Raw genomic sequence first — 26,163 nt, 5'->3', positions numbered from 1 at the left:
GGCGTTCAGCGGTCGCCGGTGCCGGCCAGTACGGCCGTCACGAACTCCCGCCGGTCCTCCGGGTGTTCGGAGAACCACCACCCCAGCATGTGTTCCGCGCCGGGCACGTCGAAGCGGGTGAACCGCGCGTGCGTGGTCAGGGCGTCCTGCACCGCCAGCGTCACCTCCGGCGGGATGATCGCGTCCGTCTCCGGCACCGCGAGCACCGCCCGCCCCTCGTACGCCCGCAGCACCTCCAGCGCGGGCGCCCCGCGCCAGCCGTCCGGCCTGCGGATGATCTCGCTGAACCGGCCGTCACCCTCGCCGAAGGGCACGTCCCACGCCTCCTCGGCGTACACGGCGGGCGCGCACAGCCCCACCGCCACGACACGCTTGCCGTAGTGCGCGACGAGATCCGTCACCGTCTGTCCGCTCATGCTGAACCCGACGACGATCAGCGGACCGTCCGCCGGCACCTGCGCGTCGATGACCGCGACCGCCTGCCCGAAACGCCGGCGCAGGCTCAACTCCCGCAGTTCGCCGCTGCTCTCGCCGTGCCCCGAGAAGTCGAAGGCGAGTCCGCGGCAGCCCCGGGACACGAACTCGGCGAGCATCGGGAGCAGCCGTTCCTTGCTGCCGATACCCGCGCCGTGCAGCAGAACGGCGGTGGCCGCGGCGTCGTCGGAGGCAGGGCCGACGACCCCGCTGAGGAGTTCGCCGTCATGGGCGTGGGTGAAGGAGGAGAGCTCGGTCATGCGCCCCATTCATTCACACCGGACACCGGCCGAACTCCCGCCCCCGGAAAAGGAGATGCACACGCAGTGACGGGATCCCTACCCTGGACATGCGTAACGGAGCTGTTCACGCCGCTTCCCGCAGGGAAGGCGTCACCCTGCGGACTCGGTACTACTCTCTACGCACCGACGGACGGTCGCCCATCCCCCAGCGCCCCGTCGGAGACATTCACGCACCGCTCAGTATCGATCCACGCCCACGGAGGCCCGTGATGGGCACCATCGTCATGTCCGGGACCGTCGTCCTGGTGATCCTTGGATTCGGAAACCACGTCTACTGGCTGGCCGCGGTCGCCGTGCTCTTCCTCTACCTTCAGTACGGCCGGGACTCCTCCGCACAGAGCGGCGGGCCCGGGGGAGGGGCCGGCGCAGGCTCCGGGGGCCCCATGCCCGGGGACTACCGCTCCTACCGCGACCGCCGCGACATGCAGGCCAAGTGGGAGCGCCGCTACCGCCGTGAGCGCCCCCTGGAGTCACGTCGTCAGGAGCGCGAGAAGAGCAAGTGACACCACCTGTGGTGGTGACCCGCGATGGAGGGTGTCCCCCGGTCACAGGCCGGGGGCACCCCACACCGGGAACCAGCGGTTCAGGTCCTGCTCGATCCGCAGGTCGCCGGCCAGCGCGGCCTTCACCCGCAGCTCCAGCGGGTTGTCGCGGCGCTCCGCCGTGCCGGGAAGCGGCGCGAAGGGGTAGAAGGTGCCGCGTTTGTAGAGATAGACCAGAGCGAGCCGCCGCCCCTGCCCGCTCGCCTCGCTCCCCCTGTCCTCCTCGAACCCCACCAGCGAGCACAGCAACTGCGGGCCGAAGCCGTTGACCTCCATCGCGCTGTTCACCGCGTGCAGATCGTTGACCAGGTCCGGCAGCTGATCGGGCGAGCGCCGGGAGAGCAGCCACGAGTAGCCGTAGTCGTCCCGCGCCGGCCGCACCGGCCGGCCCTCGCGCTCGGCGTCCGCGTCCAGCAGCGCCTGGACCTCGCGGTGCGTCTGGTCGAAGGCCGCGCCCTCGACCGTGGCGAAGCACACCGCCCCGCTGCCGGTCGGCCGGAACCCGGCCGCCGCCTCCAGCGTCACCGCCGCCGACGGCAGGGCGAAGAGCTGGTCGAGATCGGGTACGACCGGCTTGGTACGGCCCAGCAGAATGTCCAGCAGCCCCATCTCACGTCCCCCTGGGAGCCGTCGCCTCGCCCAGCTCGGCGGAGATCCGCCCCAGCTGGTCGAGCCGCTGCTCCAGGCTCGGGTGGGTGGAGAAGAGCTGCGCGATGCCGGGGTCACGGCCCAGGGCCGGCGTGAAGTAGAAGGCGTTGAACGCCTGCGCCGTCCGCAGGTCCTTGGTCGGTATCCGGGCGATGTCCCCCGACACCTTGGTGAGCGCGGACGCCAGCGCCGAGGGGCGCCCGGTGAGCAGCGCCGCTGCCCGGTCCGCGGCCAGTTCCCGGTACCGGGACAGGGCCCGGATCAGCAGGAAGCTGATCGCGTAGACGGCCGCCGACACCCCGAGCACGGCGGCGAAGATCGCGGCGGTGTTCTGGTCCCGCCGCCCACCCCCGAAGAGCTGACTGTAGAAGGCGAACCGCACGATCAGTCCCGCGATCACCCCGAGGAACGAGGCGACGGTGATCACCGCGACGTCCTTGTGCGCCACATGCGACAGCTCGTGCGCGAGCACACCCTCCAGCTCGTCCGGCTCCAGCCGCCGCAGCAGTCCCGTGGTCACACAGACCACGGCGTGATCGGCGTTGCGCCCCGTCGCGAAGGCGTTGGGCATGTCCATGTTCGAGACGGCGACGACCGGCTTCGGCATGTCGGCGATGGCGCACAGCCGGTCCACGACGCCGTGCAGCTCGGGATACTCCTCCCGCTCCACGACCCGCCCGTGCATCGCGAACAGCGCGACCCGGTCGGAGAACCAGTACTGGGCACCCAGCAGCCCGCCCGCCACGACCACCACGAGCACCCAGGACTTCAGCAGCACGATCAACGCGGCGACGAAACCCACGTACAACAACCCGAGCAGAAACAGCGTGACCCCCATACGAGCGGTCAACCGCCGATCACTCCGGAAGCGGCTCTGCATCTTGCACCACCCCGCACTCAGGCACTCGTCCCACTGCCAGTGTGCACCCGGCCACGCCCATGAACGGGTCGCGATCGGTCCTAGGAGCAGCAAAGGCGCCCGTCAGTACGTGCGGAAGTTGATGTACCCCAGCAGCACGATCACCCCGGCGACACAGCCCAGCACGACGACCGTGGAGATCCAGCTCGAGCGGCGCTGCCGCCGCGCCACATGATCGGGCTCACCCCGGAACGGCACCGGCTCGGGCGGGTTCTCCTTCCAGCGGGCGGCGAGCATACGGGCCCGCGCCGAGGGCTCCTTGTGCTCGGCGTTGTCGGCCCACTTCAGGTCGAACTCGCGCTCGTGATCGTCCTGTTCGCGCTCAGGCATCCCGTCCACCCCCGTGCCGTTTCGTCTCATCGGCAGAATAGAACATACGCCCGCGCCCCCGCTGTCGGTACGACAGCGGGGGCGCGGGCGTGGATGCCTCGGTCAGGCGCCGATCACACGTCGAAGTACAGCTCGAACTCGTGCGGGTGCGGACGCAGCTGCAGCGGGGCGATCTCGTTCGTGCGCTTGTAGTCGATCCACGTCTCGATCAGGTCCGGCGTGAAGACGTCGCCCTGGAGGAGGAACTCGTGGTCGGCCTCGAGGCGGTCGAGGACGGCCGGGAGGGAGGTCGGGACCTGGGCGACGCCCGCGTGCTCCTCGGGAGCCAGCTCGTAGAGGTCCTTGTCGATCGGCTCGGCCGGCTCGATCTTGTTCTTGATGCCGTCCAGGCCCGCGAGCAGCAGGGCCGAGAACGCCAGGTACGGGTTGCCGGAGGAGTCGGGCGCGCGGAACTCGACACGCTTGGCCTTCGGGTTCGAACCCGTGATCGGGATACGCATCGCGGCGGAGCGGTTGCGCTGCGAGTACACCAGGTTGATCGGCGCCTCGAAGCCCGGCACCAGACGGTGGTACGAGTTCACCGTCGGGTTGGTGAAGGCCAGCAGCGACGGGGCGTGCTTGAGGATGCCGCCGATGTAGTAGCGGGCGGTGTCCGACAGGCCCGCGTAGCCGGCCTCGTCGTAGAAGAGCGGCTGGCCGCCGGTCCACAGCGACTGGTGGACGTGCATGCCCGAGCCGTTGTCACCGAAGATCGGCTTCGGCATGAAGGTCGCGGTCTTGCCGTTGCGCCAGGCGACGTTCTTCACGATGTACTTGAAGAGCATCAGGTCGTCGGCCGCGGCGAGCAGCGTGTTGAACTTGTAGTTGATCTCGGCCTGGCCGGCGGTGCCCACCTCGTGGTGCTGGCGCTCGACCTGCAGACCCTGGCGGTCCAGCTCCAGGGAGATCTCGGCACGCAGGTCGGCGAAGTGGTCGACCGGCGGGGCCGGGAAGTAACCGCCCTTGTAACGGACCTTGTAACCGCGGTTGTCCTCCAGCGCGCCCGTGTTCCAGGCACCGGCCTCGGAGTCGATGTGGTAGTACGCCTCGTTCTCGGCGGTCTTGAAACGCACGCTGTCGAAGACGTAGAACTCGGCCTCGGGGCCGAAGTACGCGGTGTCGGCGATACCGGTGGAGGCGAGGTAGGCCTCGGCCTTCTTCGCCACGTTGCGCGGGTCACGGGAGTACTGCTCGCCCGTGATCGGGTCGTGGATGAAGAAGTTGACGTTGACCGTCTTGTCGCGGCGGAACGGGTCGACACGCGCGGTGGACAGGTCGGCACGGAGCGCCATGTCGGACTCGTGGATGGCCTGGAAGCCGCGGATCGAGGAGCCGTCGAACGCGAGCTCCTCGGCCGGGTCGAAGGCCGCGGCAGGGATCGTGAAGTGCTGCATCACGCCCGGCAGGTCGCAGAACCGGACGTCGATGAACTTGACGTCCTCGTCCGCGATGAACTTCTTGGCCTCGTCGGCGTTCTGGAACATCCAGCTCCTCCTACTCCCGACCCGTCGTGCCGGGGTGGTATGTCGTTCGTGCGGCCAGTGCGGTGGCACACGCTGCACTCGACCCTAGGGACGGGTGATTTCTCGGGCGTGACCCATTTGTTTCGCACACGTTAACCGGACATCCCACACCTCACCCCTCCTGTCCACATCCCAAAACGGGCGCAGTACCGTGGTCGCGTGGACAAGAGGCAAGCAATCGGATCCTGGCTCTCGGGCCCCCGCGCGGCCGCCGAGGACGCCGGTGTCGACTTCGGATACCGGGGTCAGCAGCTCGGTCTTCCGGAGGAGGGGCCGGGCTCCATCTCCCGCCCGGGGCGACGGCTCGGAGCGCTCGCCGTCGACTGGGGTCTGTGTGTCTTGATCGCATACGGTCTCATCACCGACGGCTACGGTCAGGCGACCAGCAACTGGGCCCTGCTGCTGTTCTTCGTGCTGGGCGTCCTGACCGTCGGCACGGTCGGCTTCACCCCGGGCAAGCGCCTCTTCGGCCTGCGCGTGGTCTCCCTGGACACCGGCACGGTCAACCCGCTGCGCGCCCTGCTGCGCACGGCCCTGCTCTGCGTCGCCGTGCCGGCCCTGATCTGGGACCGCGACGGCCGCGGCCTGCACGACCGCCTGGCGCGCACCGTGGAAGTCCGCATCTGACGGCGGTACCGCGAAGACGGCGGTACGACGAAGGGGGCGCCCGGAGCCACGCGGCGGTAGCCGCATATTGGCTGGGTCGGGCGCCCCCTTTCTCGTACAGGGGACATCAGCGAGCCTTCGGCCCGCCCTTCGGCAGCTTCATGCCCTTGGGCATGGGGCCCTTCGGCAACGGCATGTTGCTCATCAGGTCGCCCATGGCCTTGAGCCGGTCGTTGGTGGCGGTCACCTGGGGGCCGGTCAGCACCCGCGGCAGCTTCAGCATGGTGGTCCGCACCTTCTTCAGCTCGACCTGGCCCTCGCCCGTGCCCACGATCAGATCGTGCACCGGCACGTCCGCGACGATGCGGTTCATCTTCTTCTTCTCGGCGGCCAGCAGGGTCTTCACCCGGTTCGGGTTGCCCTCCGCGACCAGCACGATGCCGGCCTTGCCGACGGCCCGGTGGACCACGTCCTGGCTGCGGTTCATCGCCACCGCGGGCGTCGTCGTCCAGCCCCGTCCGATGTTGTCCAGCACGGCCGCTGCCGCGCCCGGCTGGCCTTCCATCTGACCGAATGCGGCCCGCTCGGCCCGGCGCCCGAACACGATCGCCGTCGCGAGGAAGGCGAGCAGCAGGCCCAGGATGCCGAGATAGATGGGGTGACCGATCAAGAAACCGATCGCGAGGAAGACACCGAAGGTGACGATTCCGACAGCCGCGAGTACAAGACCGATCTTCTTGTCGGCCCTGCGGGTCATCTTGTAGGTCAGAGCGATCTGCTTGAGTCGCCCGGGGTTCGCAGCGTCCGCTGCCGTGTCCTTCCTCGCCATGCCACGAAGTCTACGTGGCCGCACAAGCGCCTTCGACGGCAGCGCCCTCGGAGACGGGGGAGCGGGGGTCAGAGACGGGGAGCGGAGGACTGCTCGAGGACGCGCTCGGCCTCCACCCGGTCCTTGGCGCGGCGGCGGTCCTCCAGGACGGAGGTCCAGGCGTTGCGGCGTGCGGTGCGCTGTCCGCCGCTCATCAGCAGCGACTCGACGGCACGGAGTGCATCGGTGAACGACGGGATTGCGGTGGCGCGAACCGGCGCGGCCTGCATGGTGGAGGTCCCCCCTCGGGATGGCGGCTTCGGTGAGCGGTGCACGGGGTGTACAACCAGGGTCACTGATTGGTGTTACCAGGGCGTGACCGACCGGTCAAACACCAATGAAGCCTTAATGCGCCGTCGCAAAAGCTTGACGCGGCCCTGATGACGCCCCTATCTGCGGGGACGCCCAGGACCGCGTCAACTGGTCTTTACTGCGGGGTAGTTGCTTGTGCGCAGATTCACACGCGCACGGTGACACTCCGTGCCATCAGACGGCCTGGGAGGCGACGTACGAACCACGCTTCTCGATGGCCATCTGGTACAGCCGTCCGGCGCGGTAGGAGGAGCGCACCAGGGGGCCGGACATCACACCGGAGAAACCGATCTGCTCGGCCTCGTCCTTCAGCTCCACGAACTCCTGCGGCTTGACCCAGCGCTCCACGGGGTGGTGGCGCACGCTCGGGCGCAGGTACTGGGTGATGGTCACGAGCTCGCAGCCGGCGTCGTGCAGCTGCTTCAGCGCCTCGCTGACCTCCTCGCGAGTCTCGCCCATGCCGAGGATCAGGTTGGACTTGGTGACCAGGCCGTAGTCGCGGGCCTCGGTGATGACCTTCAGGGAGCGCTCGTAGCGGAAGCCGGGGCGGATCCGCTTGAAGATGCGCGGCACCGTCTCGACGTTGTGCGCGAAGACCTCGGGGCGGGAGGAGAAGACCTCGGCCAGCTGCTCGGGGACCGCGTTGAAGTCGGGGGCGAGGAGCTCGACCTTGGTGTGCCCGCCCTCGCGGCCGGCCGTCTGCGCGTGGATCTGGCGCACGGTCTCGGCGTACAGCCAGGCGCCGCCGTCCGCCAGGTCGTCGCGGGCGACGCCGGTGATGGTGGCGTAGTTCAGGTCCATGGTGACCACGGACTCACCGACGCGACGCGGCTCGTCGCGGTCGAGGGCCTCGGGCTTGCCGGTGTCGATCTGGCAGAAGTCGCAGCGCCGGGTGCACTGGTCGCCACCGATGAGGAAGGTCGCCTCCCGGTCCTCCCAGCACTCGTAGATGTTGGGGCAGCCGGCTTCCTGGCAGACCGTGTGCAGACCCTCGCTCTTCACGAGGCTCTGCATCTTCGTGTACTCGGGACCCATTTTCGCCCGGGTCTTGATCCACTCGGGCTTGCGCTCGATGGGGGTCTGGCTGTTGCGGACCTCCAGGCGCAGCATCTTGCGTCCGTCCGGTGAGACTGCGGACACGTCGGCTCCCTGTGCTTCGATTCGTCGGCGTACACCAGGGTACGCCCGTGTTTACTGAGCCCTGCCGTCAGGCCAACCCCATGGCCGCAGGACTGATTCCCGGCCTCAGACGGTCGCCTTCTCGATCTCCCGCGGCTTCAGCTCCGCGTTCTCCAGTACGTCCTTCAGGTGCCGCTCGACGACCGGCAGCACCTCGTCGATGGTGATGTCCCGGCCGAGCTCGTTCGCCAGCGAGGAGACCCCCGCGTCCCGGATCCCGCACGGGATGATCCGGTCGAACCACTTGTTGTCCGGGTTCACGTTCAGCGAGAAACCATGCATGGTCACGCCCTTGGCGACCCGGATCCCGATCGCCGCGATCTTGCGGTCCTCGCGCCGCTGGCCGGCGTTGGAGGGCGCGTACTCGGGGCCGTTCAGCCGCGCGTCGAACTCCTCGTCGGTGAGCCGGGGATCGAAGTCCAGGGCGAGGCCGCCGATCGCGGGTCGCTGCTCCACCGGGTCGCCGAGCACCCACACGCCGCTGCGGCCCTCGACGCGGGTGGTCTCCAGGCCGAACTCCGCGCACGTGCGGATCAGGGCGTCCTCCAGCCGCCGCACGTGCGCCACGACGTCCACCGGGCGGGGCAGCTTCTGGATCGGATAGCCGACCAGCTGGCCCGGGCCGTGCCAGGTGATCTTGCCGCCGCGGTCCACGTCGATGACCGGCGTGCCGTCGAGCGGCCGCTCGTTGTCCGCCGTGCGCCGGCCCGCCGTATAGACCGGAGGGTGTTCGAGCAGCAGGACCGTGTCGGAGATCTCGTCCGCGAACCGCGCCGCGTGCACCCGGCGCTGCTCGTCCCACGCCTGCTGGTACTCGACGGCCTCCGCGCCGAATCCCATGCGGACGAACCGCAACTCACTCACGGCAAGCGCCTCCCTGGAAGAGCCCAGAACGTCGTAAGGCACAAAGCGTGCCTACGCCACTGTACGACCGGCCCGTTCGAGTACGCCCCCGCGGCCCGCGTCAGCCCGGTGGGGCAATCCTCACACGATCGGATGAATGGGCGCCGAAATGTGCGATCGGCTGCTTACTCTCCGCTACATTCGCGCCGTTCGAGAGGCCAAAATGGCTGCTCACCGGCAATCCGGGCACTCGACGGCCGACAAGGCTCCGCGAGGCCCGAAAGGCAGGAGACCGCACCGCAGATGACGGAACGACCCGCGCAGCGCACTCCCAACCGCCAGCTCGCCGCGCTCATCGCAGAAGCGGGATTCTCCAACGCGGGTCTTGCCCGCCGGGTGGACCAGCTCGGTCTCGAACACGGGCTTGATCTGAGATACGACAAGACATCGGTCACCCGCTGGCTGCGCGGGCAGCAGCCGCGCGGCACGACCCCGGCCCTGATCGCCGAGGTCTTCACCCGGCGCCTGGGCCGCCGGCTCACCGCCCAGGACCTGGGCCTCGACGCGTGCGCGCCCGTGTACGCGGGCCTGGAGTTCGCCGCGACCCCCGAGGAGGCCGTCGACATCGTCAGCGGCCTGTGGCGCAAGGACTCCGGCAGCCACGCCGAACTGCGCAAGATCGCCTTCACCCCGGCCGGGCTCGTCGTACCCAGCCGGGACTGGCTGATCGGCCGCGCCGACGAGAAGGTCGCCCGCGGCGAACCGCTCACCCGCATCCCGGCCCAGGCCAGGCCCGGCGTCGTGCCCCGCCAGCGCAATCAGGCCGAGCGCGGCCCCGGGCAGAAGGTCACCGGGGGTGACATCGCCGCCCTGCGCTCGGTCGGCGAGCTGTTCCGCTCACTCGACGACATGTACGGCGGCGGCCACGCCCGGCAGGCACTGGTCCGCTACCTGGAGCACGAGTGCGAGCCGATGCTGCGCGGCACCTACGGCGAGCAGACCGGCCGGCGCCTGTTCGCGGCCGCCGCGGACCTGACCCGGCTCGCGGGCTGGACGTCGTACGACATCGCGGCGCACGGACTCGCGCAGCGCTACTTCGTGCAGTCGCTGCGGCTCGCGCAGGCCGCCGGGGACCGGCCCTACGGCTCCTACGTCCTCGTGACGATGAGCCGCCAGGCCGTCTACCTCGGGCACGGCCGGGAGGCCGTCCAGCTGGCGCGGGTGGCCCAGCAGGGCGTGGGCACGAGCGCGCCGCCGGTCGTCCAGGCGCTGCTCCACGCGTGCGAGGCGCGCGGGCACGGCGTCCTGGGCGAGGTGCGTGCCTGCACCGCCTCGCTGGTCCGGGCCGAGCGGTCCCTGGAGACGGCCCGGCCCGGCGACGACGTCCCGTACTGGGCGCGCTTCTTCGACGAGGCGCAGCTCGCCGACGAGTTCGGGCACTGCCACCGGGACCTGCAGCAGTTCCGGGCGGCGGCGCAGCATGCGGAGCGGTCGCTGCAGCTGCGTGCGCCCGCGTATGCGCGCAGCCGGTTGTTCAGCCGGGTGGTGCTGGCCTCTGCGAGGCTCGGGTTGGGTGAGCTTGATCAGGCCTGTGCGCTCGGGGCGGAGGCTGCGGGGGCGGCGGCGGAGATGCGGTCCGTGCGGGCGGTTGAGTATGTGCGGGACTTTGAGCGGAGGTTGGAGCCGTATCGGGATGCGGCGCCGGTGCGGGGGTATCGCGACAAGGTCGCCGCGTTGTTGTAGGGGGCTCCTCGCCGTAACTCCGACTGGCTGATTGCCGGGTGCGGGCCCGTTGTGGCTGATCGCGCAGTTCCCCGCGCCCCTTGAGGGGCGCGGGTGGACCCGGTGTTTTTATGCCGCTGCTCGTAACGGTTCCGCCCTGTGCAGGGAGCCCGCTGCTCCCAGGTCCGTCAGGATGGCCGCCGCCGCCCTGTGGGCCGAGTGGAGGGCGCCCTGGACCGTGCTGGTGTCGCGGTGGTCGCCGCAGACGTACAGGCCCGCCAGGAGGCGTACCGGGCGGCGCAGATCGTGCGGTGGGCGCATCGCCGGGACGGCCTCCGGGGTGTGCTGGACGGCGAGCGTCTCCCAGCGGGTCGTGGAGGTGCCGTAGAGGCGGGAGAGGTGCATCCGGACGGCCGTGTCGATGTCGGGCGGCGGGGTGCCCAGGACCGTCGAGGAGATGAGGGCACGGCCCGCCGGTGCGCGGGTCGGGTCGACCTGGCTGATCAGGGCCGTGTGGGCCACCGGGCCGCCCCGGTCGGCGTCGAGCAGGAGCGAGGCGCCGGTCGTGGGCGGCTCGTCCGTCGTGTGGTGGACGACCGTCACCGGGTGGAAGTCCGGTACGCGCAGGCCCGGCAGCAGTTCGGCGGCGGTCCGGGCGTCCGTCGCCACCAGCACGGCCCGGCACCGTATCTCGCCGTGCTCGGCGGTGGTCACGGAGGTCGTGGCGATGGACGTCACCCGCACCCCGGTGTGCACCGTGCCCGGTGGCAGCGCACGGGCCAGCAGCTCCGGCAGTGCCTCGGCGCCTCCCTCCGGCACACACAGCCGTCCGCTCGCGAAGGAGCGCAGCGCGAGGTCCGCGCACCGGCTGGACGTGGTCAGCTCGGGGTCGCACAGCAGGGCGGCCAGCAGCGGCCGCAGGAAGCCGTCGATCGTGCGGGCCGGGATGCCCCGCTCCGACAGGGCCCGGGCGGCCGGCAACTCGGGGCGGGCCAGCAGCCGTTCGACGGGGGACGAGGCGATACGGGCCAGCGCGGCGCCGAGCCGGGCCTGGTCGACGGCGGTGCCGAGGGGCGCGCCGGCGCGCACCCTGGGCGAGTTGCCCGCGCGTACGGATGCCGACCTGGGGGCGCTTGCCAGGGCGCGTACCGCGTGCAATGCGCCCCTTGCGCGCCGTGCGCCCATCGCGCTCGGCACCGCGCCCGCGCGCTGCCGGCGTCCGTCGCTGTGCAGCAGCACGCCCGGGGCGAAGGGGCGCAGCGCGAGTGCGTCGAGACCTGGGGTCAGACGGAGTTCCGGATACGACGTCGACAGGAGTTGTCCGATCCGGTCGAGTCGGAACCCGTCGACCTTCTCGGTCGACATGCGACCGCCCGGGTAAGGGGCGGCCTCCAGGACTGCGGTCGTTACTCCTGCGCTGGTCAGCCGATGCGCCGCGGAGAGTCCGGCGACCCCGGCTCCCACGATGACGACGTCCGCCTGGTACGCGGGCTCAAGCACGTGCCCCTCCTCGAGGTTGCGCGGCCGGTGGAGACGTCATGCCCCCAACAGGCTCCGGGGATACCCGAGTTCGGGACGAGGTTAGGGCCGTGATCGGTCAGGAACAGTCGCGCATCGGCAGGGCACGGTCGCACAGCGGTCGCATACGGCCCCGTATGGGCCCAGTCTTGGCCTCGCGCAGGCCTGCGTCGGACCCGCATCGCCCCCCCGGACAGGGAGCGCCGGCTGCCATCGTGCTGCTACCCCGCGGCCGCTGCCCGGATCGCCCCCTCGATCTCCGGGAACGCGAAGCTGAACCCCGACTTCAGCAGCCGCTCGGGCAGTACCCGCTGGCTGCCCAGCACATCCCCCGCCATCTCGCCGAGCACGGTCCGCAGCACCGGCGCGGGGACCGCGAACAGGGTCGGCCGGCGCAGCACGCGGCCCATGGCCTCGGTGACCTCACGGTTCGTCACCGGCTGCGGCGCGGTCACATTGAACGGTCCCGAAAGGCCGTCGGTGTCGATCAGATGCCGGATCGCGGCCACCTCGTCGTGCAGCGAGACGAACGACCAGTACTGCCGCCCGTCGCCCATCCGCCCGCCGAGCCCCGCCTTGAACAGCGGGAACAGCCGCCCCCAGGCCCCGCCCTCACGGGCCACCACCAGCCCCGTACGCGGGAACACCGTCCGTACGCCCGCCTCCTGGGCCGGGGCCGCCGCGCCCTCCCACTCGACGACCAGCGAGGGCAGGAAGCCCTCTCCGGCCGGGGCGCTCTCGTCGACGGCACGCTCCCCGGTCTCGCCGTAGTAGCCGATCGCACTGCCGCTCACGAAGACCCGCGGCCGCTCGTGCGGCTCCAGCGACGCCATGGCCTTCGCCAGCGCGGCCGTGCCCCGCACCCGGCCGCGCCGGAGCTTCGCCTTGTAGGCCTCCGTCCAGCGCCGTGAACCCACGTTCGCGCCCGCCAGATTGACGACCGCGGCGCACCCGGCGAGCCCCGCCGCGTCCACCGAACCGCCCTCCGGGTCCCACCGCACCTCGTTCCTGGACGTGGGCGCCCGGCGCACCAGCCGTACGACCTCGTGGCCGTCGGCCGTCAGGGAGCGCACGAGTGCCTCGCCGATGAGGCCGGAGGAGCCGGCGACCGCGATTCTTGAGAGTTCCATGACTTCCATGACCTCATCCTGCCGCTGACCGGATAAAACCCAGGTCGGGTTCGCGCTGCCGGGACTTAGGGTGGCGCTCATGCCCGAGCCCCACCAGTCGCCGTACATACGCATCGCGCTGCCGGACGACGAGGAGGAGCTGTCCCTCCTCGACCGTCGCACGTGGTCGCACCTGCACGCGGTCACGCCGCGCCCGCAGCCGCCCTACTCGCCGTTCTTCGACGGACGCCACGCCCCCGGCGACCATCTCGTCGCCGAACTGAACCGCCGTGTCGTCGGCTACGTCCGCCTCGGCTTCCCCACTCCGCTCGCCTCGAACGCGCATGTGCGCCAGATCCAGGGCCTGGCCGTCGCCGACGAGGCGCGGGGGCACGGGGTCGGCCGGGCGCTGATCCGCGCGGCCGTCGAGGAGGCCCGCCGCAGGGGCGCACGCCGCCTCACCCTGCGCGTCCTCGGCCACAACACACCCGCCCGCAAGCTGTACGAGTCCGAGGGGTTCGTGGTGGAAGGGGTGCTGCCCGAGGAGTTCTACCTGGACGGCCGCTATGTGGATGACGTGATCATGGGGCAGGGGCTCTGACGGCGGAGCGAGGACCTGGCGCGCTCACGAGGTGACCAGCTCGCCCGTGTCCACCGGCTCGGTCGCGTTCGCCGCGCGGCCCGCGTCGGAGGCGACCTCGGCCGCGGTCAGCACGTAGCCGGTCTCGTCGTCGGAGGTGGAGCGGGCGAAGACCACGCCGAACACCTTGCCGTCGGTGGTCAGCAGCGGGCCGCCGGAGTTGCCGGGGCGGACGGTGGAGCGGATCGAGTAGATCTCGCGGGTGACGGTGCCGTCGTTGTAGATGTTCTGGCCGGTCGCCTGCACGCGGTTCGCGACGGTCGCCGCCTGGAGGTTCAGGTCGCCGTCCTCCGGGTAGCCCGCCACGACCGCCGAGTCGCCGCGGGTGGCTTCGTCGTCGAACCGCAGGACGGGGGCGCGCAGTTCGGGCACGTACAGCACGGCCACGTCCCGTGCCGGGTCGAAGAGCACCACCCGTGACTCGTACGACCGCCCGACGCCGCCGATGCGGACGCTCGGCTCGTCGATGCCGGCCACCACGTGGGCGTTGGTCATCACGTGCCGCGGGGAGTAGACGAAGCCGCTGCCCTCGCGGCCCTGGGTGCCCGAGACGCCCTCGATCTTGACGGTGCTGAGCTTGGCGGCGTTCGTCGCGGCGGCCGTGACGCTGTCGCCGGAGGGCTTGGCGACCTCGGCCGTCGACTCGTTCTCGAACGGGTTGAAGACCTGTGGGAAGCCGGCCTCGGTGAGGGCGGAGGTGGCCCGTGAGAACCAGGCGGGGGTCGTGTCCGGCATGGCGCCCTGGACCGTGCCGAGCAGGCGGGAGTCGCGGATCGCCGAGGTGAGCAGCGGGGAGGAGGAGGCGGCGAGGACGCTGGCCGCCACCCAGGCCACGATCAGTACGGCCACCGAGTTGGCGACGGCACCGCCGACGCCGTCGGCGATCCTGAGCGGCCCGCGGTCCAACTCCCGGCGCAGCCGCAGGGCCAGCCGGCCGGCCAGCTCGTGCACCACCACGGCCGGGACCAGCACCGTGAGCACCGCGGTCACGGTGGCCTGCGTCGTACCCGGTGTGACCAGGTCCATCATCCACGGCAGGATCCATACGCCGATCACCGCGCCGCCGATGAAACCGGCGAGCGAGACGCAGCCGGCGAGCAGGCCGCGGCGGTAGCCGGACGCCGCGTAGGCCAGGATCACCAGCAACAGCAGGATGTCGAGCAGGTCCACAGAGCCGCCTTTCTCTAGGAACCCTTAGTACGCGCGGAAAGCCCCTGTTGATCAGCACACGGGCACGCGCCGCCCGGAACCGGCCACGCCGCGTGCACCTGGAGAAACGCCCCGGACCAGGACGATGGTTCCACGGGGTGTCACACCACACATCGCGGGCGGACCGGATCCGTCGGACAGTAGGACCATGCGTGTCTTCCGACGGGTCACCCGAAGGGTCCTCCGGCCAACACGGGGCAGACGAAGACCTCGCGCCGCACGAATACCGTGGGCTGCGCGGATGTGGGGGTTGGGGCGGGCTGCGCAGACGGTCTCCGACGGCACGGCGAGGGCTGCGGGGACGGATTCCGACGGCACGGCGAGGGCTGCGGGTACGGATTCCGACGGCAGGGCGAGGGCTGCGGGGGCACCGGCGACCGGGGCTGAGGGAGGAGTGGCCGCGCGGGACGAGGTGACCGGGGCTGAGGGGGGCGTGGCTGCGCGGGACGAGGTGACCGGGGCTGAGGGGGGCGTGGCTGCGCGGGACGAGGTGACCGGGGCTGAGGGGGGCGTGGCTGCGCGGGACGAGGTGACCGGTGCCGGCGGGAGCGTGGCCGCGCCGGCCGAGGCTTTGGGGGTGGAAGGGGCGCGGGAGGGGGCTCGCGGGGGTGGGGCAGGGCGTGTGGAGCGAGAGCGGGGGGCCGGGACTGGGCGAGGGGAGCGGGCGCCGGGGGCCGGGACAGAGCACGTGGAGCGGGCGCCGTCGGACATCGGCGCGGCCGGGGGCGAGGGAGAGCGGCCGGAACCGCGGGATCGCTTCGTCCTGCGGGGAGCGCCGACGCGGCCCTTGGCGCCGGAACAGCCGCCTCGGCAGGCCCTCGCGCCGGAACAGCCGCCTCGGCAGGCCCTCGCGCCGGAACGGTCGGCCCCGGAGACACAGCCTCTCGCGAGCGGCCCGCGATCTCCGGAACAGTCGGTCGCGGAGATAGAGCCCCTTGCGCCGGAGCGGTCGGTGCCGCAGGGACAGGCCCTTGCGCCCGAGCAGTCGGCCTCGCAGGCGCAGCACTCTGCGCAGGCGCAGCACTCCGCGCAGGACCACCCGGCCGGGCAGGACCAGCCCCCCGTCGCCTCGCAGGATCGGCCCGTCGCCCCGCAGGGTGGGTCCGTCGCCCCGCGGGGTGGGTCCGTTGCCCCCCAGGCCCGGTCCTCCGGCGTCCTGGCCTCCGTCGAGAGGCGGGCGCGGCGGCGGGTGCTTCGTGGGTGGCGTCGGGGGGCGGTCTCGGGTGGGCGGGTATGGGCTGGGCAGCGGGGGGCCGGCGGTGCGGCGCCCGCTCGGGGGTCGGTCCGCGCTCGTCGCCGGTTGCGGGCCCAGCGGTGGGATCGGATCCGGGCCCAGGGGCGAGCCGGAGCTCAGGGCCGGGTGGGGTGGTGGCGGAACGCTGACGGGGCCCGGATCTCGGGTGTGCTGGTTGTGTTGCTCGCCTGCGTACCCGGGCTTGCCGCCGCTCTGGCGATGCTGTTGAGCACACAGGGCGTCGAGCGGGGTGGCGCCGAGGAGGAACCGCCCGTCGCGGCTCGGCCCGTCGAGGCGTACAAGGCGCCTCGGCCGGAGATCGTGCCCAGGTCCGCCTGGCTGGACGGCGACGTCCGGCGCGCTCAGCCGCCCCCGCGCTACGACGACAAGGTCGTCGCCGTGTTCGTCCATCACACCGACTCGCCCAACGACTACGACTGCGCCGACGCGCCCCGCATCATCCGGTACGTGTACGCGGGCCAGACCGGCTCACGGGACTGGGACGACATCGGCTACAACTTCCTCGTCGACCGGTGCGGCACGATCTACGAGGGCCGTGCGGGCGGCGTGGACCGCGCCGTCACCGGCGCCCACACCCAGGGCTTCAACCACCGCACCACCGGCATCGCCGCCCTCGGCACCTTCACCGCCGGCGTCCCGGTCCCCAAGGCCATGACCGACGCTATCGCCGCGATCGCCGCGTGGAAGCTGGGGCTCTCCGAGACCGACCCCCGTGCGAGGGTCCCGCTGACCTCCAGCAACAGCCTGAGCCGCTACTCCGCCGGCACCACGGCCACCCTCCCGGCCATCGCCGGCCACAACGAGGGCTACATGACCAGCTGCCCCGGCGCGGCCCTCACCGCCCGCCTCCCGGACATCAGAGAAACAGCCGCCCGCCTCCAGGGCAGACCCTGACCGGCCCTGACCACGCGCCGCCCCCGCGCCCACCACCCCTTGACCCGCACCCCAGCTAGCAGACGCCAGCCGCGGGCTCGCCCGGGCCCACCGCTTTCCCACCTGCCCCCAGGAAGCAGGCGCCCACCGCATGCCGCTCCCCGCGCCCACCACCTCATGACCTGCGCCCCAGGAAGCAGGCGCCCACCGCATGCCGCCCCCGTGCCCGCCACCTCATGACCTGCGCCCCAGGAAGCAGGCGTCCACCGCATGCCGCCCCCGTGCCCGCCATCCCTCACCTGCGCCCCAGATAAACCCCCACCGCCCGCTGAAGCGCCTTCCCCTGGCTGCCTACCGGGCGTTCCCACTCGCCGAGGTATTCCACCGCGCGGCCGCCTGCTCCCGTCTTGAACAGTAGGCGGCCCAGCAGTCGGTCCTCGGTCAGGGTGGGGGTGATGGAGCGTAGGTCGTAGGTCCGCGCTCCCGATCGGCGGGCGTCGTCGAGCATGCGCCACAACAGGGCGCTGCTCGGGCGCAGTTCACGCCCCCGGCGCCCGGACGCGGCGTAGGAGTGCCAGATCCGGGAGCCGACGCTGATCATGAGCGCGGCGGAGAGGACCTCGCCGTCGTACTCGGCGAGATACACGCGCACCCGGTCGCCGTCCACGGCGTTCAGTGCCGCCCACAGGCGCTGGAAGTAGATCAGGGGCCGCGCCCGGAACCCGTCCCGTTCGGCGGTCGCGGTGTACAGGCGGTGGAACTCCGGCAGGTCCGCCGCCGTGCCCCAGGAGACCACGACCCCCGCCCGCTCGGCGATGCGCAGCGACTGCTCCCAGCGTGGCGCGAGAGCGTCCCGCAACTCGTCCGTCGAGCGGCCCGCCAGCGGCACCTGACAGCCGTAACGCGGCTGACCGAGGCCGAAACCGCTGCCGTTGCCGTCCGCGCACCGCCGCCACCCGAGCCGCCCCAGCCGCTCCGCGACGTCCAGCGCGTATCCGTCGAGGCCGTCCGCGGGCAGATCGTGCAGATGGCGTATCTCGGGGTCGGCGACGCCCGCCGCGACCGTGTCCGCCTCCCAGTGCCGTACGACCAGGGGCGGCCCCATCCGCAACGAGAACGCCCCGCGCCGCTCCACATGGGCGACCAGGGCGTCCAGCAGGCGGTCCACCCGCGGCGCCTGCCAGTCGATCCCCGGCCCGTCCGGGAGGTAGGCCAGACAGCGCCGGGTGCCGGGCAGCGGCCGGTACAGGACGAGCGCCGACGCGATCAGGACCTCCCCGGCGGGCCCGTCCTCGAACCAGCCGACGCTCTCCGCCCGCCAGTCGGGCTTCACATCGCCCCACTCGGGGATCTGGAGATGGCTCGCGTCGGGATACAGCCGCAAGTGGGACAGATGGTCCTCGCGCGTGATCTCCCGTACGTACGGGCTGGTCATGGACTGGATGCTCCTGTTCGGGGCGGCCACCGTACGCCGCAGATCACGCAACGGGTCAAGAGACCGCAGGTGAACCTTCTCCACAGGTTTCTCGTAACCGGCTCAAGGGCCCTCCCGAGGCGGCCTCCCTAACGTCATGTGCACGCACTGACCGGAGGTGGGGATCATGATCAGCAGCAACAACAGCGGGCCCGGCGGCAAGCGGGTCTGGACGGTCGTGTGCACGGTCGCGGCCGTCGTCCTGGGACCGGCCGCCGTCACGGCGTCCGCGCTGGACCAGGCCAACAAGGCGCCGATGCACCACGCCGTGAAGGCAGCCGAGCAGCCGCAGGGGTACATCCCTTCGGACCCGGGCCGCAGGCGGGTCGTGGTCTGAGCTCCCGGCGCTCAGTCCTTGAACCGCTCCCACAGTCTGGGGAACCGCGTCGCCAGCACCCGCGCGTTCTCGAAGTCCACCGGCGCGCCCTCCGGTTCCGGGGGCGCGGGCGGAATGCCGAGGTCGGGGGCGACGGTGCCGGTGAGCTGTTCGTAGGCCTCGTCCGCGGCGTAGCCGAGCTCCTCGCCGTCGCCGTCGAACTCCTCGTCGAAGTCGTCCAGCAGGTCGGCCAGCGAGTCGGGGTCGTGCACCCCGCCCTCGTACACCTCCCGGCCCTGGCCGATCAGCCAGCACCGGAAGAAGTCGAACGCGTCGTCGCTGGCCCCGTCCAGCAGGACCGAGGCGGCACCCCACAGGTCCCAGGTGTACGCGCGGTTGTAGCGGGCCTCGAAGTGACGGGCGAAGTCGAGCACCGCGTCGGGGTCCAGTTGGAGCAGCCGGTCCACGAGCAGGTCGGCCTGCTCCTCGGGGTCACCCTCGGCGCTCTCACGCGCCCCGTCCACCAGCTCCCAGAACTCCGTCTCGTCCATCACGGGTCAAGCATCGGGCCTGGGCGGGTGGGGCGCACGTGGAGTGTGGCGGATTGTTATGCGCTCACGGCTCATCGCTTACGGCTCATCGCTTACGGCTCACGGCTCACGCTCACCCCTCATCCGCCGTACAGCGCCGCCAGCCGTATCGCGTCGCCCGCGAAGCGCTCCCGCAGCGACCGCGGTTCCAGCACCTCGATCTCCGGCCCGAGCGAGGCGAGCTGGGTGTGGGCGACCTCCTCGGACTCCACCGGGAGCGTCAGGGTCACCCAGCCGCCCCCGTCCGGGGCGCCCGCCGCCTCCAGCGCCTGCCGCGCGGACTGCGGATCGACGGTGTACGGCAGCCTGCGCACCCCGTCCGGGGACACCCGCACCACGACCTCGGCCCGCAGAATGGACCGCGCGAACTGCTCGGCCCGCTCGTCCCAGAACTCCGGCAGGTCGAACTCCTCGTCCCGCTCGAACCGGCCGTCGGCGGCCGCCACGGCCGTGAACCGGTCGATGCGGTACACCCGGTACGACCCGTGCCCGGCGACCCGGGCGCACAGATACCAGACGCCCGCCTTCAGCACGAGCCCGTACGGCTCCAGCTCGCGCTCGGCCTCGCTCTCCGCCTCCCCGCGCCGGTAGCGGGCCACGATCCGCCGGTCGTCCCACACCGCGTCCGCGACCGCGGGCAGCAGCTCGGGGGTCTTCGGGTCCTTGAACCAGTTCGGTGCGTCGAGGTGGAAGCGCTGGGAGGCCGTACGGGAGGCGTCGCGCAGGGACGGCATCAGGGCGGCGGACACCTTCAGCCGGGCGGCGGAGGCGGCATCCTCAAGACCCATCTCCCGCAAGGCCCCCGGCACGCCGGACAGGAACAACGCCTCGGCCTCGTTCCGCCCGAGCCCGGTCAGCCGGGTCCGGTACCCGCCGATGAGCCGATACCCACCGGCCCGCCCGCGATCCGCGTACACGGGGACCCCGGCCTCGGACAGCGCCTGAGCGTCCCGTGTGACGGTCCGCTCGGACACCTCCAGCTCCCGCGCGAGTTCGGCGGCGGTCATGGAGGGCCGGGACTGAAGAAGCAGCACCATTTTGATGAGCCGGGCAGCACGCATGCGGTCATCATGCCGGGGCTCACCGACAACGAAGGGGTACGGCGGTCGCCGTACCCCTTCAGTGAGCGTCAGCCCTTACAGCCCGTACTTCTCCCGCGCTTCCTTCACCGCCGTCGCCTTGACCTCGCCCCGCTTCGCGAGCTGAGCGAGCGCCGCCACGACGATCGACTCGGCGTCGACGCCGAAGTGGCGGCGGGCCGCCTCACGGGTGTCGGAGAGGCCGAAGCCGTCGGCGCCCAGCGACGAGTAGTCCTGCTCGACCCACTGCGCGATCTGGTCCGGGACCTGGCGCATGTAGTCGGACACCGCGAGCACCGGGCCCTCGGCGCCGTGCAGCGCCTGACGGACGTACGGGACGCGCTCCTCGCCGCGCAGCAGCGCGGCGTCCGCCTCCAGGGCGTCGCGGCGCAGCTCCGTCCAGGACGTCGCCGACCAGACGTCGGCCGCCACGCCCCACTCCTCCGCGAGCAGCTTCTGCGCCTGGAGGGTCCAGTGGATCGCCGTACCGGAGCCGAGCAGCTGGATGCGCGGGGCGTTCGCGACCGGGGTGAGGCCCGCCGACTCCGCCGTGTTGAACCGGTACAGGCCCTTGACGATGCCCTCGTCGACCCCGGCCGCCGCCGGCTTCGCGGGCTGCGGGAGCGGCTCGTTGTATACGGTCAGGTAGTAGAAGACGTTCGGGTCCTCGCCCGGCGCGGCCTCGCCGTACATCCGGCGCAGACCGTCCTTGACGATCGCCGCGACCTCGTAGGCGAAGGCCGGGTCGTACGTCAGCGCCGCCGGGTTGGTCGCGGCGATGACGGGGGAGTGCCCGTCGGCGTGCTGCAGGCCCTCGCCCGTCAGGGTCGTACGGCCCGCCGTCGCACCGACGAGGAAGCCGCGGCCGAGCTGGTCGCCGAGCTGCCACATCTGGTCGGCGGTGCGCTGCCAGCCGAACATCGAGTAGAAGATGTAGAACGGGATCATCGCCTCGCCGTGCGTCGCGTACGCGGTGGACGCGGCGATGAAGTCGGCCATCGATCCGGCCTCGGTGATCCCCTCGTTGAGGATCTGGCCGTTCTTGGCCTCCTTGTAGTACATCAGCTGGTCACGGTCGACCGGCTCGTACGTCTGGCCCTTGGGGGAGTAGATCCCCAGGGACGGGAAGAGGCTCTCCATGCCGAAGGTGCGCGCCTCGTCGGGGACGATCGGCACCCAGCGCTTGCCGGACTCCTTGTCGCGGACCAGGTCCTTGATGAGGCGGACGAAGGCCATGGTGGTGGCCACGTTCTGGGAGCCGGAGCCCTTGTCGAAGGACGCGAACGCCTTCTCGGCCGGGGCCGGCAGCGGGGCCACCGGGTGGACACGGCGGGCCGGGGCCGGGCCGCCGAGGGCCGCGCGGCGCTCCTGGAGGTAGCGGACCTCGGCGGAGTCGGCGCCGGGGTGGCCGTAGGGCACGACCCCGTCGACGAAGTCGCTGTCCTTGATCGGCAGCTCAAGGAGGTCACGCATCGCCTTGAACTCGTCCACCGTCAGCTTCTTCATCTGGTGGTTGGCGTTCTTCGACGCGAAGCCCTCGCCGAGGGTGAAGCCCTTGACCGTCTGGGCCAGGATCACGGTCGGCGCGCCCTTGAACTCGACGGCGGCCTTGTAGGCGGCGTACACCTTGCGGGCCTCGTGGCCACCGCGGGAGAGGTGGAAGCACTCGAGGATCTTGTCGTCGCTCAGCAGCTTCGCCATCTCGGCCAGCGCGGGGTCGGCCCCGAAGAAGTCCTGGCGGATGTAGGCGGCGTCGCGGGTCTGGTACGTCTGCACCTGCGCGTCGGGTACCTCGCGCAGCCGGCGTACGAGAGCGCCGGTGGTGTCGAGCTGGAACAGCTCGTCCCAGGCCGAGCCCCACAGCGACTTGACGACGTTCCAGCCGGCGCCGCGGAACTGCGCCTCCAGCTCCTGCACGATCTTGAAGTTCGCGCGGACGGGACCGTCGAGACGCTGCAGGTTGCAGTTGATGACGAAGGTCAGGTTGTCCAGGCCCTCGCGGGAGGCCAGGGCGAGTGCCGCCGTGGACTCCGGCTCGTCCATCTCGCCGTCGCCGAGGAACGCCCAGACGTGGGAGTTGGAGACGTCCTTGATGCCGCGCGCGGTCAGATAGCGGTTGAAGCGCGCCTGGTAGATCGCGGAGAGCGGGCCGAGGCCCATGCTCACCGTCGGGAACTCCCACAGCCAGGGCAGCCGGCGCGGGTGCGGATACGACGGCAGGCCGTTGCCGCCCGCCTCCTGGCGGAAGTTGTCGAGGTGCGCCTCGGTGAGGCGGCCGTCGAGGAAGGCGCGGGCGTAGATGCCGGGGGAGGCGTGGCCCTGGATGTAGAGCTGGTCGCCGGACCCGTCGGCCTCCTTGCCCTTGAAGAAGTGGTTGAAGCCCGTCTCGTAGAGCCAGGCCGCGGAGGCGAAGGTGGCGATGTGGCCGCCGACGCCGTGTTTCGAGCCGCGGGTCACCATCGCGGCCGCGTTCCAGCGGTTCCACGCGGTGATACGGCGCTCCATCGCCTCGTCACCGGGCACGGACGGCTCGGCGGCGGTCGGGATGGTGTTGACGTAGTCGGTCTCGAGGAGCTTCGGCAGCGCGATGCCGCCCGCCTCGGCCCGCTCCAGCGTGCGGCGCATCAGGTATGCGGCCCGGTGCGGACCTGCCGCCTTGGCGACCGCGTCCAGCGAGGCCTGCCACTCGGCGGTCTCCTCCGGGTCACGGTCGGGGAGCTGGTCGAGCGCGCTCGGCTGGATGGCGTTGGGGTCGGTCATGTCGCCGCCTTCCTCAGTCGAAGGGGGTTCCCTCATCGGTAAGGGTTCGGGGGTGCCCTTTGTCTTTGGCAGGACAGGGCGGGGACCTCGGTGGAGGTCCGTCGGCGACAATAACTCGCTGATCGATGATCGATCAAAGGGTTGAGGGTGAAAACCTCTTGATCACGAGAAAGTCGGCACCCGGTGCCTTTCGGGCAGGCACCCGGTGCCGCGTTTTTTCAGGGTTTTCGCAGGTGGGGCTACGTTTGAGCGGGGTCGCGCTCAGGCCTCGTGCCGCGGGGCGCAGCCGAGCACATGCGCCTTGACGATCTCGGCGATCCGGGGGTCCCGGCGCCGGAAGGCCGCCACCAGCTCCTCGTGCTCCTCCGCGTACGACTGCTGCACGGTCCCCAGCCAGCGGATGGACAGCGCCGTGAAGACCTCGATGCCAAGGCCCTCCCAGGTGTGCAGCAGCACGGAGTTGCCCGCGGCGCGGACCATCTCACGGTGGAAGGCGACGGTGTGCCGCACCTGGGCCGTACCGTCGGAGTTGCGGTCGGCGTCGTACAGCGCGGTGACATGCGGATCCAGGGCCGAGCAGTCCTCGGCGAGGCGGTCGGCCGCGAGCTCGGCGGCGATGGCCTCCAGGCCGGCCCGGACCGGGTAGCTCTCCTCCAGGTCGGCGGCGGTCAGGCTGCGGACACGGACGCCCTTGTTCGGCGCGGACTCGATCAGGCGCAGGGACTCCAGCTCGCGCAGTGCCTCGCGTACGGGGGTCTGGCTGACCTCCAGCTCGGTGGCGATCCGTCGCTCGACGATCCGCTCTCCCGGCTGCCAGCGACCGCTGATGATCCCCTCCAGGATGTGCTCGCGGATCTGTTCGCGCAGCGAGTGGATGACGGGGGCGGTCATGAGGGCTCCTTAGGGCGCGTTGACGTTTAGACAATACGGCGGGTGCGCTCCGCTGGGAGGGCCGACAAGGGGGTCTTGGTGCAGGTGAGACGAGACTTACACGGGGTTGGGGTGGGGTGGGCGCCTAATGGGTGGGTTCGACTGGTGTCGGGCGGGTGCGGGTTGTGTGGGGCTGGTCGCGCAGTTCCCCGCGCCCCTTGAGTAGGTGCAGCGGACCCACCTCAAGGGGCGCGGGGAACTGCGCGAGCAACCACGAACCACGCGCACCCGCCCACTGGCGGACCGCACCGAGCTCTCAGGCGCCCCGAAAAGTGACGCCCCGCCCGGAGAAGTCCCGGACGGGGCGTCGTACTGCTTGATCGGCGATTACAGACCGAGCTCGACCTCGAACTCGCCGGCCTCCAGGATCGCCTTGACCGCCGTCAGGTAACGGGCCGCGTCGGCGCCGTCCACCAGGCGGTGGTCGTAGGAGAGGGTCAGGTAGGTCATGTCGCGGACGCCGATGACCGTGCCCTCCTCCGTCTCGATGACGGCCGGGCGCTTGACCGTGGCGCCGATGCCGAGGATCGCGACCTGGCCCGGCGGCACGATGATCGTGTCGAAGAGCGCACCGCGCGAACCGGTGTTGGAGATGGTGAAGGTCCCGCCGGACAGCTCGTCCGGGGTGATCTTGTTGCCGCGGACCTTGCCGGCCAGGTCGGCCGTGGCCTTGGCGATGCCGGCGATGTTCAGGTCGCCCGCACCCTTGATGACCGGGGTCATCAGGCCCTTCTCCGAGTCCACCGCGATCCCGATGTTCTCGGTGTCGAAGTAGGTGATCGTGCCCTCGGCCTCGTTGATCTTGGCGTTGATGACCGGGTGGGCCTTCAGCGCCTGGGCCGCCGCCTTCACGAAGAACGGCATCGGGGAGAGCTTGACGCCCTCACGCGCGGCGAACGAGTCCTTGGCCTGCGTGCGCAGCCGCATCAGACGGGTCACGTCGACCTCGACGACCGAGGACAGCTGCGCCTGCTCGTGCAGCGCCTTGACCATGTTGTCGCCGATGACCTTGCGGATGCGCGGCATCTTGACGGTCTGGCCGCGCAGAGGCGAGACCTCCAGGGCCGGCGCCTTCTTGGCGGCGGCCGGAGCCGCGGCGGCCGGAGCCGGGGCGGCGGCCTTCGCGGCCTCGGCGGCGGCGATGACGTCCTGCTTGCGGATACGGCCGCCGACACCCGTGCCCTTGACGGTGGCCAGGTCGACGCCGTTCTCGGCGGCGAGCTTGCGTACCAGCGGGGTGACGTAGGCGCCCTCGTCGGTCGCCTGGGCGGCGGCCGGGGTGACCGGAGCCGGAGCCGCCGGCGCGGGAGCCGGAGCCGCGGGAGCGACCGGAGCCGGGGCGGCAGCGGCGGGCGCGGCCGGAGCGGCGGGGGCGGCCGGGGCGGCGGAGGCCGGGGCAGCGGCGGCGGGGGCCGGAGCCGCCGGGGCCGGGGCAGCCGCCGGAGCGGCACCCGCGACGCCGATGACGGCCAGCTTGGCGCCGACCTCGGCCGTCTCGTCCTCGCCGACCACGATCTCCAGCAGGGTGCCGGAGGCGGGGGCGGGGATCTCGGTGTCGACCTTGTCGGTCGACACCTCGAGCAGCGGCTCGTCGGCCTCGACGCTGTCGCCGACCGACTTCAGCCAGCGGGTGACGGTGCCCTCGGTGACGGACTCGCCGAGCGCGGGCAGGACGACGTCCGTGCCCTCGGCGGAACCGCCGCCGGAGGTGGCCGCGGCGGTGGGCGCCGGAGCCGGGGCGGCCTGCTCGGTGGACGGGGCAGCGGCCTGCGGGGCCGGCTCGGGAGCCGCGGCGGGCTCGGCGGCCGGGGCCGGGGCGGCAGCGGGCGCGCCCGTGCCGTCGTCGATGACGGCCAGCTCGGCGCCGACCTCAACGGTCTCGTCCTCGGCGACCTTGATGGAGGCGAGGACACCGGCGGCGGGCGAGGGGATCTCGGTGTCGACCTTGTCGGTCGACACCTCGAGCAGCGGCTCGTCGGCCTCGACGCGCTCGCCCTCGGCCTTCAGCCAGCGGGTGACAGTGCCCTCGGTGACGCTCTCGCCGAGCGCCGGAAGGGTTACGGAAACCGCCATGGTTTCGGTTGCTCCTTACGAATTGCGGAA

The 26,163-nt window shown here is 71.4% G+C and carries 24 protein-coding genes; 6 read left to right on the top strand and 18 right to left on the bottom strand.

Annotation, left to right across the window (positions count from 1 at the left end; all coding sequences use genetic code 11):
- Positions 1–5: 5 nt before the first annotated feature.
- On the bottom strand, positions 6–734 hold the full coding sequence (locus tag ACFPQ9_RS41995) for an alpha/beta hydrolase (RefSeq protein WP_380865105.1): 729 nt from the start codon (positions 732–734) through the stop codon (positions 6–8).
- A gap of 251 nt (positions 735–985) precedes the next feature.
- Between ACFPQ9_RS41995 and ACFPQ9_RS41990 the strand changes: the two genes are divergently transcribed.
- Entirely contained in the window at positions 986–1,279 is a 294-nt protein-coding gene (locus ACFPQ9_RS41990; RefSeq protein WP_380865103.1) for a hypothetical protein, read from the top strand.
- A 42-nt stretch (positions 1,280–1,321) separates the two neighbouring features.
- Here the strand turns inward: ACFPQ9_RS41990 and pspAB are convergent, their stop codons facing one another.
- From pspAB to glnA, 4 genes are all read right to left on the bottom strand, one after another.
- Positions 1,322–1,927, bottom strand: a complete 606-nt coding sequence (gene pspAB / locus ACFPQ9_RS41985) for a PspA-associated protein PspAB (protein WP_380865101.1) — start codon at positions 1,925–1,927, stop codon at positions 1,322–1,324.
- 1 nt (position 1,928) lies between these two features.
- The gene (htpX, locus tag ACFPQ9_RS41980) at positions 1,929–2,846 is read right to left on the bottom strand and encodes a zinc metalloprotease HtpX (protein WP_380865099.1); all 918 of its coding nucleotides are present in this window, start codon (positions 2,844–2,846) and stop codon (positions 1,929–1,931) included.
- Positions 2,847–2,948: 102 nt separating this feature from the next.
- Entirely contained in the window at positions 2,949–3,215 is a 267-nt protein-coding gene (locus ACFPQ9_RS41975) for an SCO2583/SCO2584 N-terminal domain-containing protein (protein ID WP_380865096.1), read from the bottom strand.
- A gap of 113 nt (positions 3,216–3,328) precedes the next feature.
- The gene (gene glnA, locus ACFPQ9_RS41970) at positions 3,329–4,738 is read right to left on the bottom strand and encodes a type I glutamate--ammonia ligase (protein WP_380865094.1); all 1,410 of its coding nucleotides are present in this window, start codon (positions 4,736–4,738) and stop codon (positions 3,329–3,331) included.
- Positions 4,739–4,936: 198 nt separating this feature from the next.
- Here glnA and ACFPQ9_RS41965 point away from each other — a divergent pair, with 198 nt between their 5' ends.
- Positions 4,937–5,404, top strand: a complete 468-nt coding sequence (locus ACFPQ9_RS41965; RefSeq protein WP_380865092.1) for an RDD family protein — start codon at positions 4,937–4,939, stop codon at positions 5,402–5,404.
- A gap of 106 nt (positions 5,405–5,510) precedes the next feature.
- Here the strand turns inward: ACFPQ9_RS41965 and ACFPQ9_RS41960 are convergent, their stop codons facing one another.
- From ACFPQ9_RS41960 to lipB, 4 genes are all read right to left on the bottom strand, one after another.
- Positions 5,511–6,212: a DUF4191 domain-containing protein gene (locus ACFPQ9_RS41960; RefSeq protein WP_380865089.1), complete on the bottom strand. Its 702-nt coding sequence runs from the start codon at positions 6,210–6,212 to the stop codon at positions 5,511–5,513.
- Positions 6,213–6,280: 68 nt separating this feature from the next.
- Positions 6,281–6,481, bottom strand: coding sequence for an SCO2195 family GlnR-regulated protein (locus ACFPQ9_RS41955; protein ID WP_380865087.1), 201 nt, complete (start codon positions 6,479–6,481; stop codon positions 6,281–6,283).
- A gap of 256 nt (positions 6,482–6,737) precedes the next feature.
- Positions 6,738–7,703, bottom strand: coding sequence for a lipoyl synthase (gene lipA / locus ACFPQ9_RS41950; RefSeq protein WP_380865085.1), 966 nt, complete (start codon positions 7,701–7,703; stop codon positions 6,738–6,740).
- Positions 7,704–7,808: 105 nt separating this feature from the next.
- Positions 7,809–8,606, bottom strand: a complete 798-nt coding sequence (gene lipB, locus ACFPQ9_RS41945; RefSeq protein ID WP_380865083.1) for a lipoyl(octanoyl) transferase LipB — start codon at positions 8,604–8,606, stop codon at positions 7,809–7,811.
- A gap of 282 nt (positions 8,607–8,888) precedes the next feature.
- Between lipB and ACFPQ9_RS41940 the strand changes: the two genes are divergently transcribed.
- Positions 8,889–10,328: a regulator gene (locus tag ACFPQ9_RS41940; protein WP_380865081.1), complete on the top strand. Its 1,440-nt coding sequence runs from the start codon at positions 8,889–8,891 to the stop codon at positions 10,326–10,328.
- Between the two features lie 108 nt (positions 10,329–10,436).
- On the opposite strand, the gene ACFPQ9_RS41935 is transcribed toward ACFPQ9_RS41940, so the two are convergent.
- On the bottom strand, positions 10,437–11,807 hold the full coding sequence (locus ACFPQ9_RS41935; protein WP_380865078.1) for an NAD(P)/FAD-dependent oxidoreductase: 1,371 nt from the start codon (positions 11,805–11,807) through the stop codon (positions 10,437–10,439).
- A 239-nt stretch (positions 11,808–12,046) separates the two neighbouring features.
- The gene (locus ACFPQ9_RS41930; RefSeq protein WP_380865146.1) at positions 12,047–12,955 is read right to left on the bottom strand and encodes a TIGR01777 family oxidoreductase; all 909 of its coding nucleotides are present in this window, start codon (positions 12,953–12,955) and stop codon (positions 12,047–12,049) included.
- 79 nt (positions 12,956–13,034) lie between these two features.
- Here ACFPQ9_RS41930 and ACFPQ9_RS41925 point away from each other — a divergent pair, with 79 nt between their 5' ends.
- Positions 13,035–13,535: a GNAT family N-acetyltransferase gene (locus ACFPQ9_RS41925; RefSeq protein ID WP_380865077.1), complete on the top strand. Its 501-nt coding sequence runs from the start codon at positions 13,035–13,037 to the stop codon at positions 13,533–13,535.
- 24 nt (positions 13,536–13,559) lie between these two features.
- On the opposite strand, the gene ACFPQ9_RS41920 is transcribed toward ACFPQ9_RS41925, so the two are convergent.
- Positions 13,560–14,744, bottom strand: coding sequence for a MarP family serine protease (locus ACFPQ9_RS41920; protein ID WP_380865074.1), 1,185 nt, complete (start codon positions 14,742–14,744; stop codon positions 13,560–13,562).
- Between the two features lie 1,492 nt (positions 14,745–16,236).
- Here ACFPQ9_RS41920 and ACFPQ9_RS41915 point away from each other — a divergent pair.
- Positions 16,237–16,932: a peptidoglycan recognition protein family protein gene (locus ACFPQ9_RS41915; protein WP_380865072.1), complete on the top strand. Its 696-nt coding sequence runs from the start codon at positions 16,237–16,239 to the stop codon at positions 16,930–16,932.
- 274 nt (positions 16,933–17,206) lie between these two features.
- On the opposite strand, the gene ACFPQ9_RS41910 is transcribed toward ACFPQ9_RS41915, so the two are convergent.
- A complete protein-coding gene (locus ACFPQ9_RS41910; RefSeq protein ID WP_380865070.1) occupies positions 17,207–18,346 on the bottom strand; it encodes a lipid II:glycine glycyltransferase FemX in 1,140 nt (379 codons plus the stop codon).
- 166 nt (positions 18,347–18,512) lie between these two features.
- Here ACFPQ9_RS41910 and ACFPQ9_RS41905 point away from each other — a divergent pair, with 166 nt between their 5' ends.
- Entirely contained in the window at positions 18,513–18,722 is a 210-nt protein-coding gene (locus tag ACFPQ9_RS41905; protein ID WP_380865068.1) for a hypothetical protein, read from the top strand.
- 11 nt (positions 18,723–18,733) lie between these two features.
- On the opposite strand, the gene ACFPQ9_RS41900 is transcribed toward ACFPQ9_RS41905, so the two are convergent.
- The 5 genes from ACFPQ9_RS41900 to sucB all read right to left on the bottom strand — a co-directional run bounded on the left by ACFPQ9_RS41900 (position 18,734) and on the right by sucB (position 26,133).
- A complete protein-coding gene (locus tag ACFPQ9_RS41900; protein ID WP_380865145.1) occupies positions 18,734–19,252 on the bottom strand; it encodes a DUF4240 domain-containing protein in 519 nt (172 codons plus the stop codon).
- A 119-nt stretch (positions 19,253–19,371) separates the two neighbouring features.
- A complete protein-coding gene (locus ACFPQ9_RS41895) occupies positions 19,372–20,352 on the bottom strand; it encodes a helix-turn-helix transcriptional regulator (protein WP_380865066.1) in 981 nt (326 codons plus the stop codon).
- A gap of 75 nt (positions 20,353–20,427) precedes the next feature.
- Positions 20,428–23,130 carry a pyruvate dehydrogenase (acetyl-transferring), homodimeric type gene (aceE, locus tag ACFPQ9_RS41890; protein ID WP_380865063.1) on the bottom strand — a complete coding sequence of 901 codons (2,703 nt, stop codon included), beginning with the start codon at positions 23,128–23,130 and terminating at the stop codon, positions 20,428–20,430.
- A gap of 261 nt (positions 23,131–23,391) precedes the next feature.
- On the bottom strand, positions 23,392–24,021 hold the full coding sequence (locus ACFPQ9_RS41885) for a GntR family transcriptional regulator (protein ID WP_380865060.1): 630 nt from the start codon (positions 24,019–24,021) through the stop codon (positions 23,392–23,394).
- 366 nt (positions 24,022–24,387) lie between these two features.
- Entirely contained in the window at positions 24,388–26,133 is a 1,746-nt protein-coding gene (gene sucB / locus ACFPQ9_RS41880) for a 2-oxoglutarate dehydrogenase, E2 component, dihydrolipoamide succinyltransferase (protein WP_380865058.1), read from the bottom strand.
- Positions 26,134–26,163 lie beyond the last annotated feature (30 nt).

This window comes from Streptomyces coerulescens (genome assembly GCF_042657965.1).
Taxonomy (GTDB): domain Bacteria; phylum Actinomycetota; class Actinomycetes; order Streptomycetales; family Streptomycetaceae; genus Streptomyces; species Streptomyces coerulescens.
The sequence above is the reverse complement of the archived record's forward strand: the minus strand, read 5'-3'. Positions and strand labels throughout refer to the sequence as shown.

What these genes read in the sequence shown, in the direction of transcription:
- ACFPQ9_RS41905 (WP_380865068.1), top strand. Translation starts at nt 18,513, where the DNA reads ATGATCAGCAGCAACAACAGCGGGCCCGGCGGCAAGCGGGTCTGGACG.
- ACFPQ9_RS41990 (WP_380865103.1), top strand. Translation starts at nt 986, where the DNA reads ATGGGCACCATCGTCATGTCCGGGACCGTCGTCCTGGTGATCCTTGGA.
- htpX (WP_380865099.1), bottom strand. Translation starts at nt 2,846, where the DNA reads ATGCAGAGCCGCTTCCGGAGTGATCGGCGGTTGACCGCTCGTATGGGG.
- ACFPQ9_RS41915 (WP_380865072.1), top strand. Translation starts at nt 16,237, where the DNA reads ATGCTGTTGAGCACACAGGGCGTCGAGCGGGGTGGCGCCGAGGAGGAA.
- ACFPQ9_RS41930 (WP_380865146.1), bottom strand. Translation starts at nt 12,955, where the DNA reads ATGGAACTCTCAAGAATCGCGGTCGCCGGCTCCTCCGGCCTCATCGGC.
- ACFPQ9_RS41960 (WP_380865089.1), bottom strand. Translation starts at nt 6,212, where the DNA reads ATGGCGAGGAAGGACACGGCAGCGGACGCTGCGAACCCCGGGCGACTC.
- glnA (WP_380865094.1), bottom strand. Translation starts at nt 4,738, where the DNA reads ATGTTCCAGAACGCCGACGAGGCCAAGAAGTTCATCGCGGACGAGGAC.
- sucB (WP_380865058.1), bottom strand. Translation starts at nt 26,133, where the DNA reads ATGGCGGTTTCCGTAACCCTTCCGGCGCTCGGCGAGAGCGTCACCGAG.
- ACFPQ9_RS41955 (WP_380865087.1), bottom strand. Translation starts at nt 6,481, where the DNA reads ATGCAGGCCGCGCCGGTTCGCGCCACCGCAATCCCGTCGTTCACCGAT.
- ACFPQ9_RS41895 (WP_380865066.1), bottom strand. Translation starts at nt 20,352, where the DNA reads ATGCGTGCTGCCCGGCTCATCAAAATGGTGCTGCTTCTTCAGTCCCGG.
- ACFPQ9_RS41910 (WP_380865070.1), bottom strand. Translation starts at nt 18,346, where the DNA reads ATGACCAGCCCGTACGTACGGGAGATCACGCGCGAGGACCATCTGTCC.
- ACFPQ9_RS41975 (WP_380865096.1), bottom strand. Translation starts at nt 3,215, where the DNA reads ATGCCTGAGCGCGAACAGGACGATCACGAGCGCGAGTTCGACCTGAAG.
- ACFPQ9_RS41995 (WP_380865105.1), bottom strand. Translation starts at nt 734, where the DNA reads ATGACCGAGCTCTCCTCCTTCACCCACGCCCATGACGGCGAACTCCTC.
- pspAB (WP_380865101.1), bottom strand. Translation starts at nt 1,927, where the DNA reads ATGGGGCTGCTGGACATTCTGCTGGGCCGTACCAAGCCGGTCGTACCC.
- ACFPQ9_RS41925 (WP_380865077.1), top strand. Translation starts at nt 13,035, where the DNA reads ATGCCCGAGCCCCACCAGTCGCCGTACATACGCATCGCGCTGCCGGAC.
- aceE (WP_380865063.1), bottom strand. Translation starts at nt 23,130, where the DNA reads ATGACCGACCCCAACGCCATCCAGCCGAGCGCGCTCGACCAGCTCCCC.
- ACFPQ9_RS41900 (WP_380865145.1), bottom strand. Translation starts at nt 19,252, where the DNA reads ATGGACGAGACGGAGTTCTGGGAGCTGGTGGACGGGGCGCGTGAGAGC.
- ACFPQ9_RS41885 (WP_380865060.1), bottom strand. Translation starts at nt 24,021, where the DNA reads ATGACCGCCCCCGTCATCCACTCGCTGCGCGAACAGATCCGCGAGCAC.
- ACFPQ9_RS41940 (WP_380865081.1), top strand. Translation starts at nt 8,889, where the DNA reads ATGACGGAACGACCCGCGCAGCGCACTCCCAACCGCCAGCTCGCCGCG.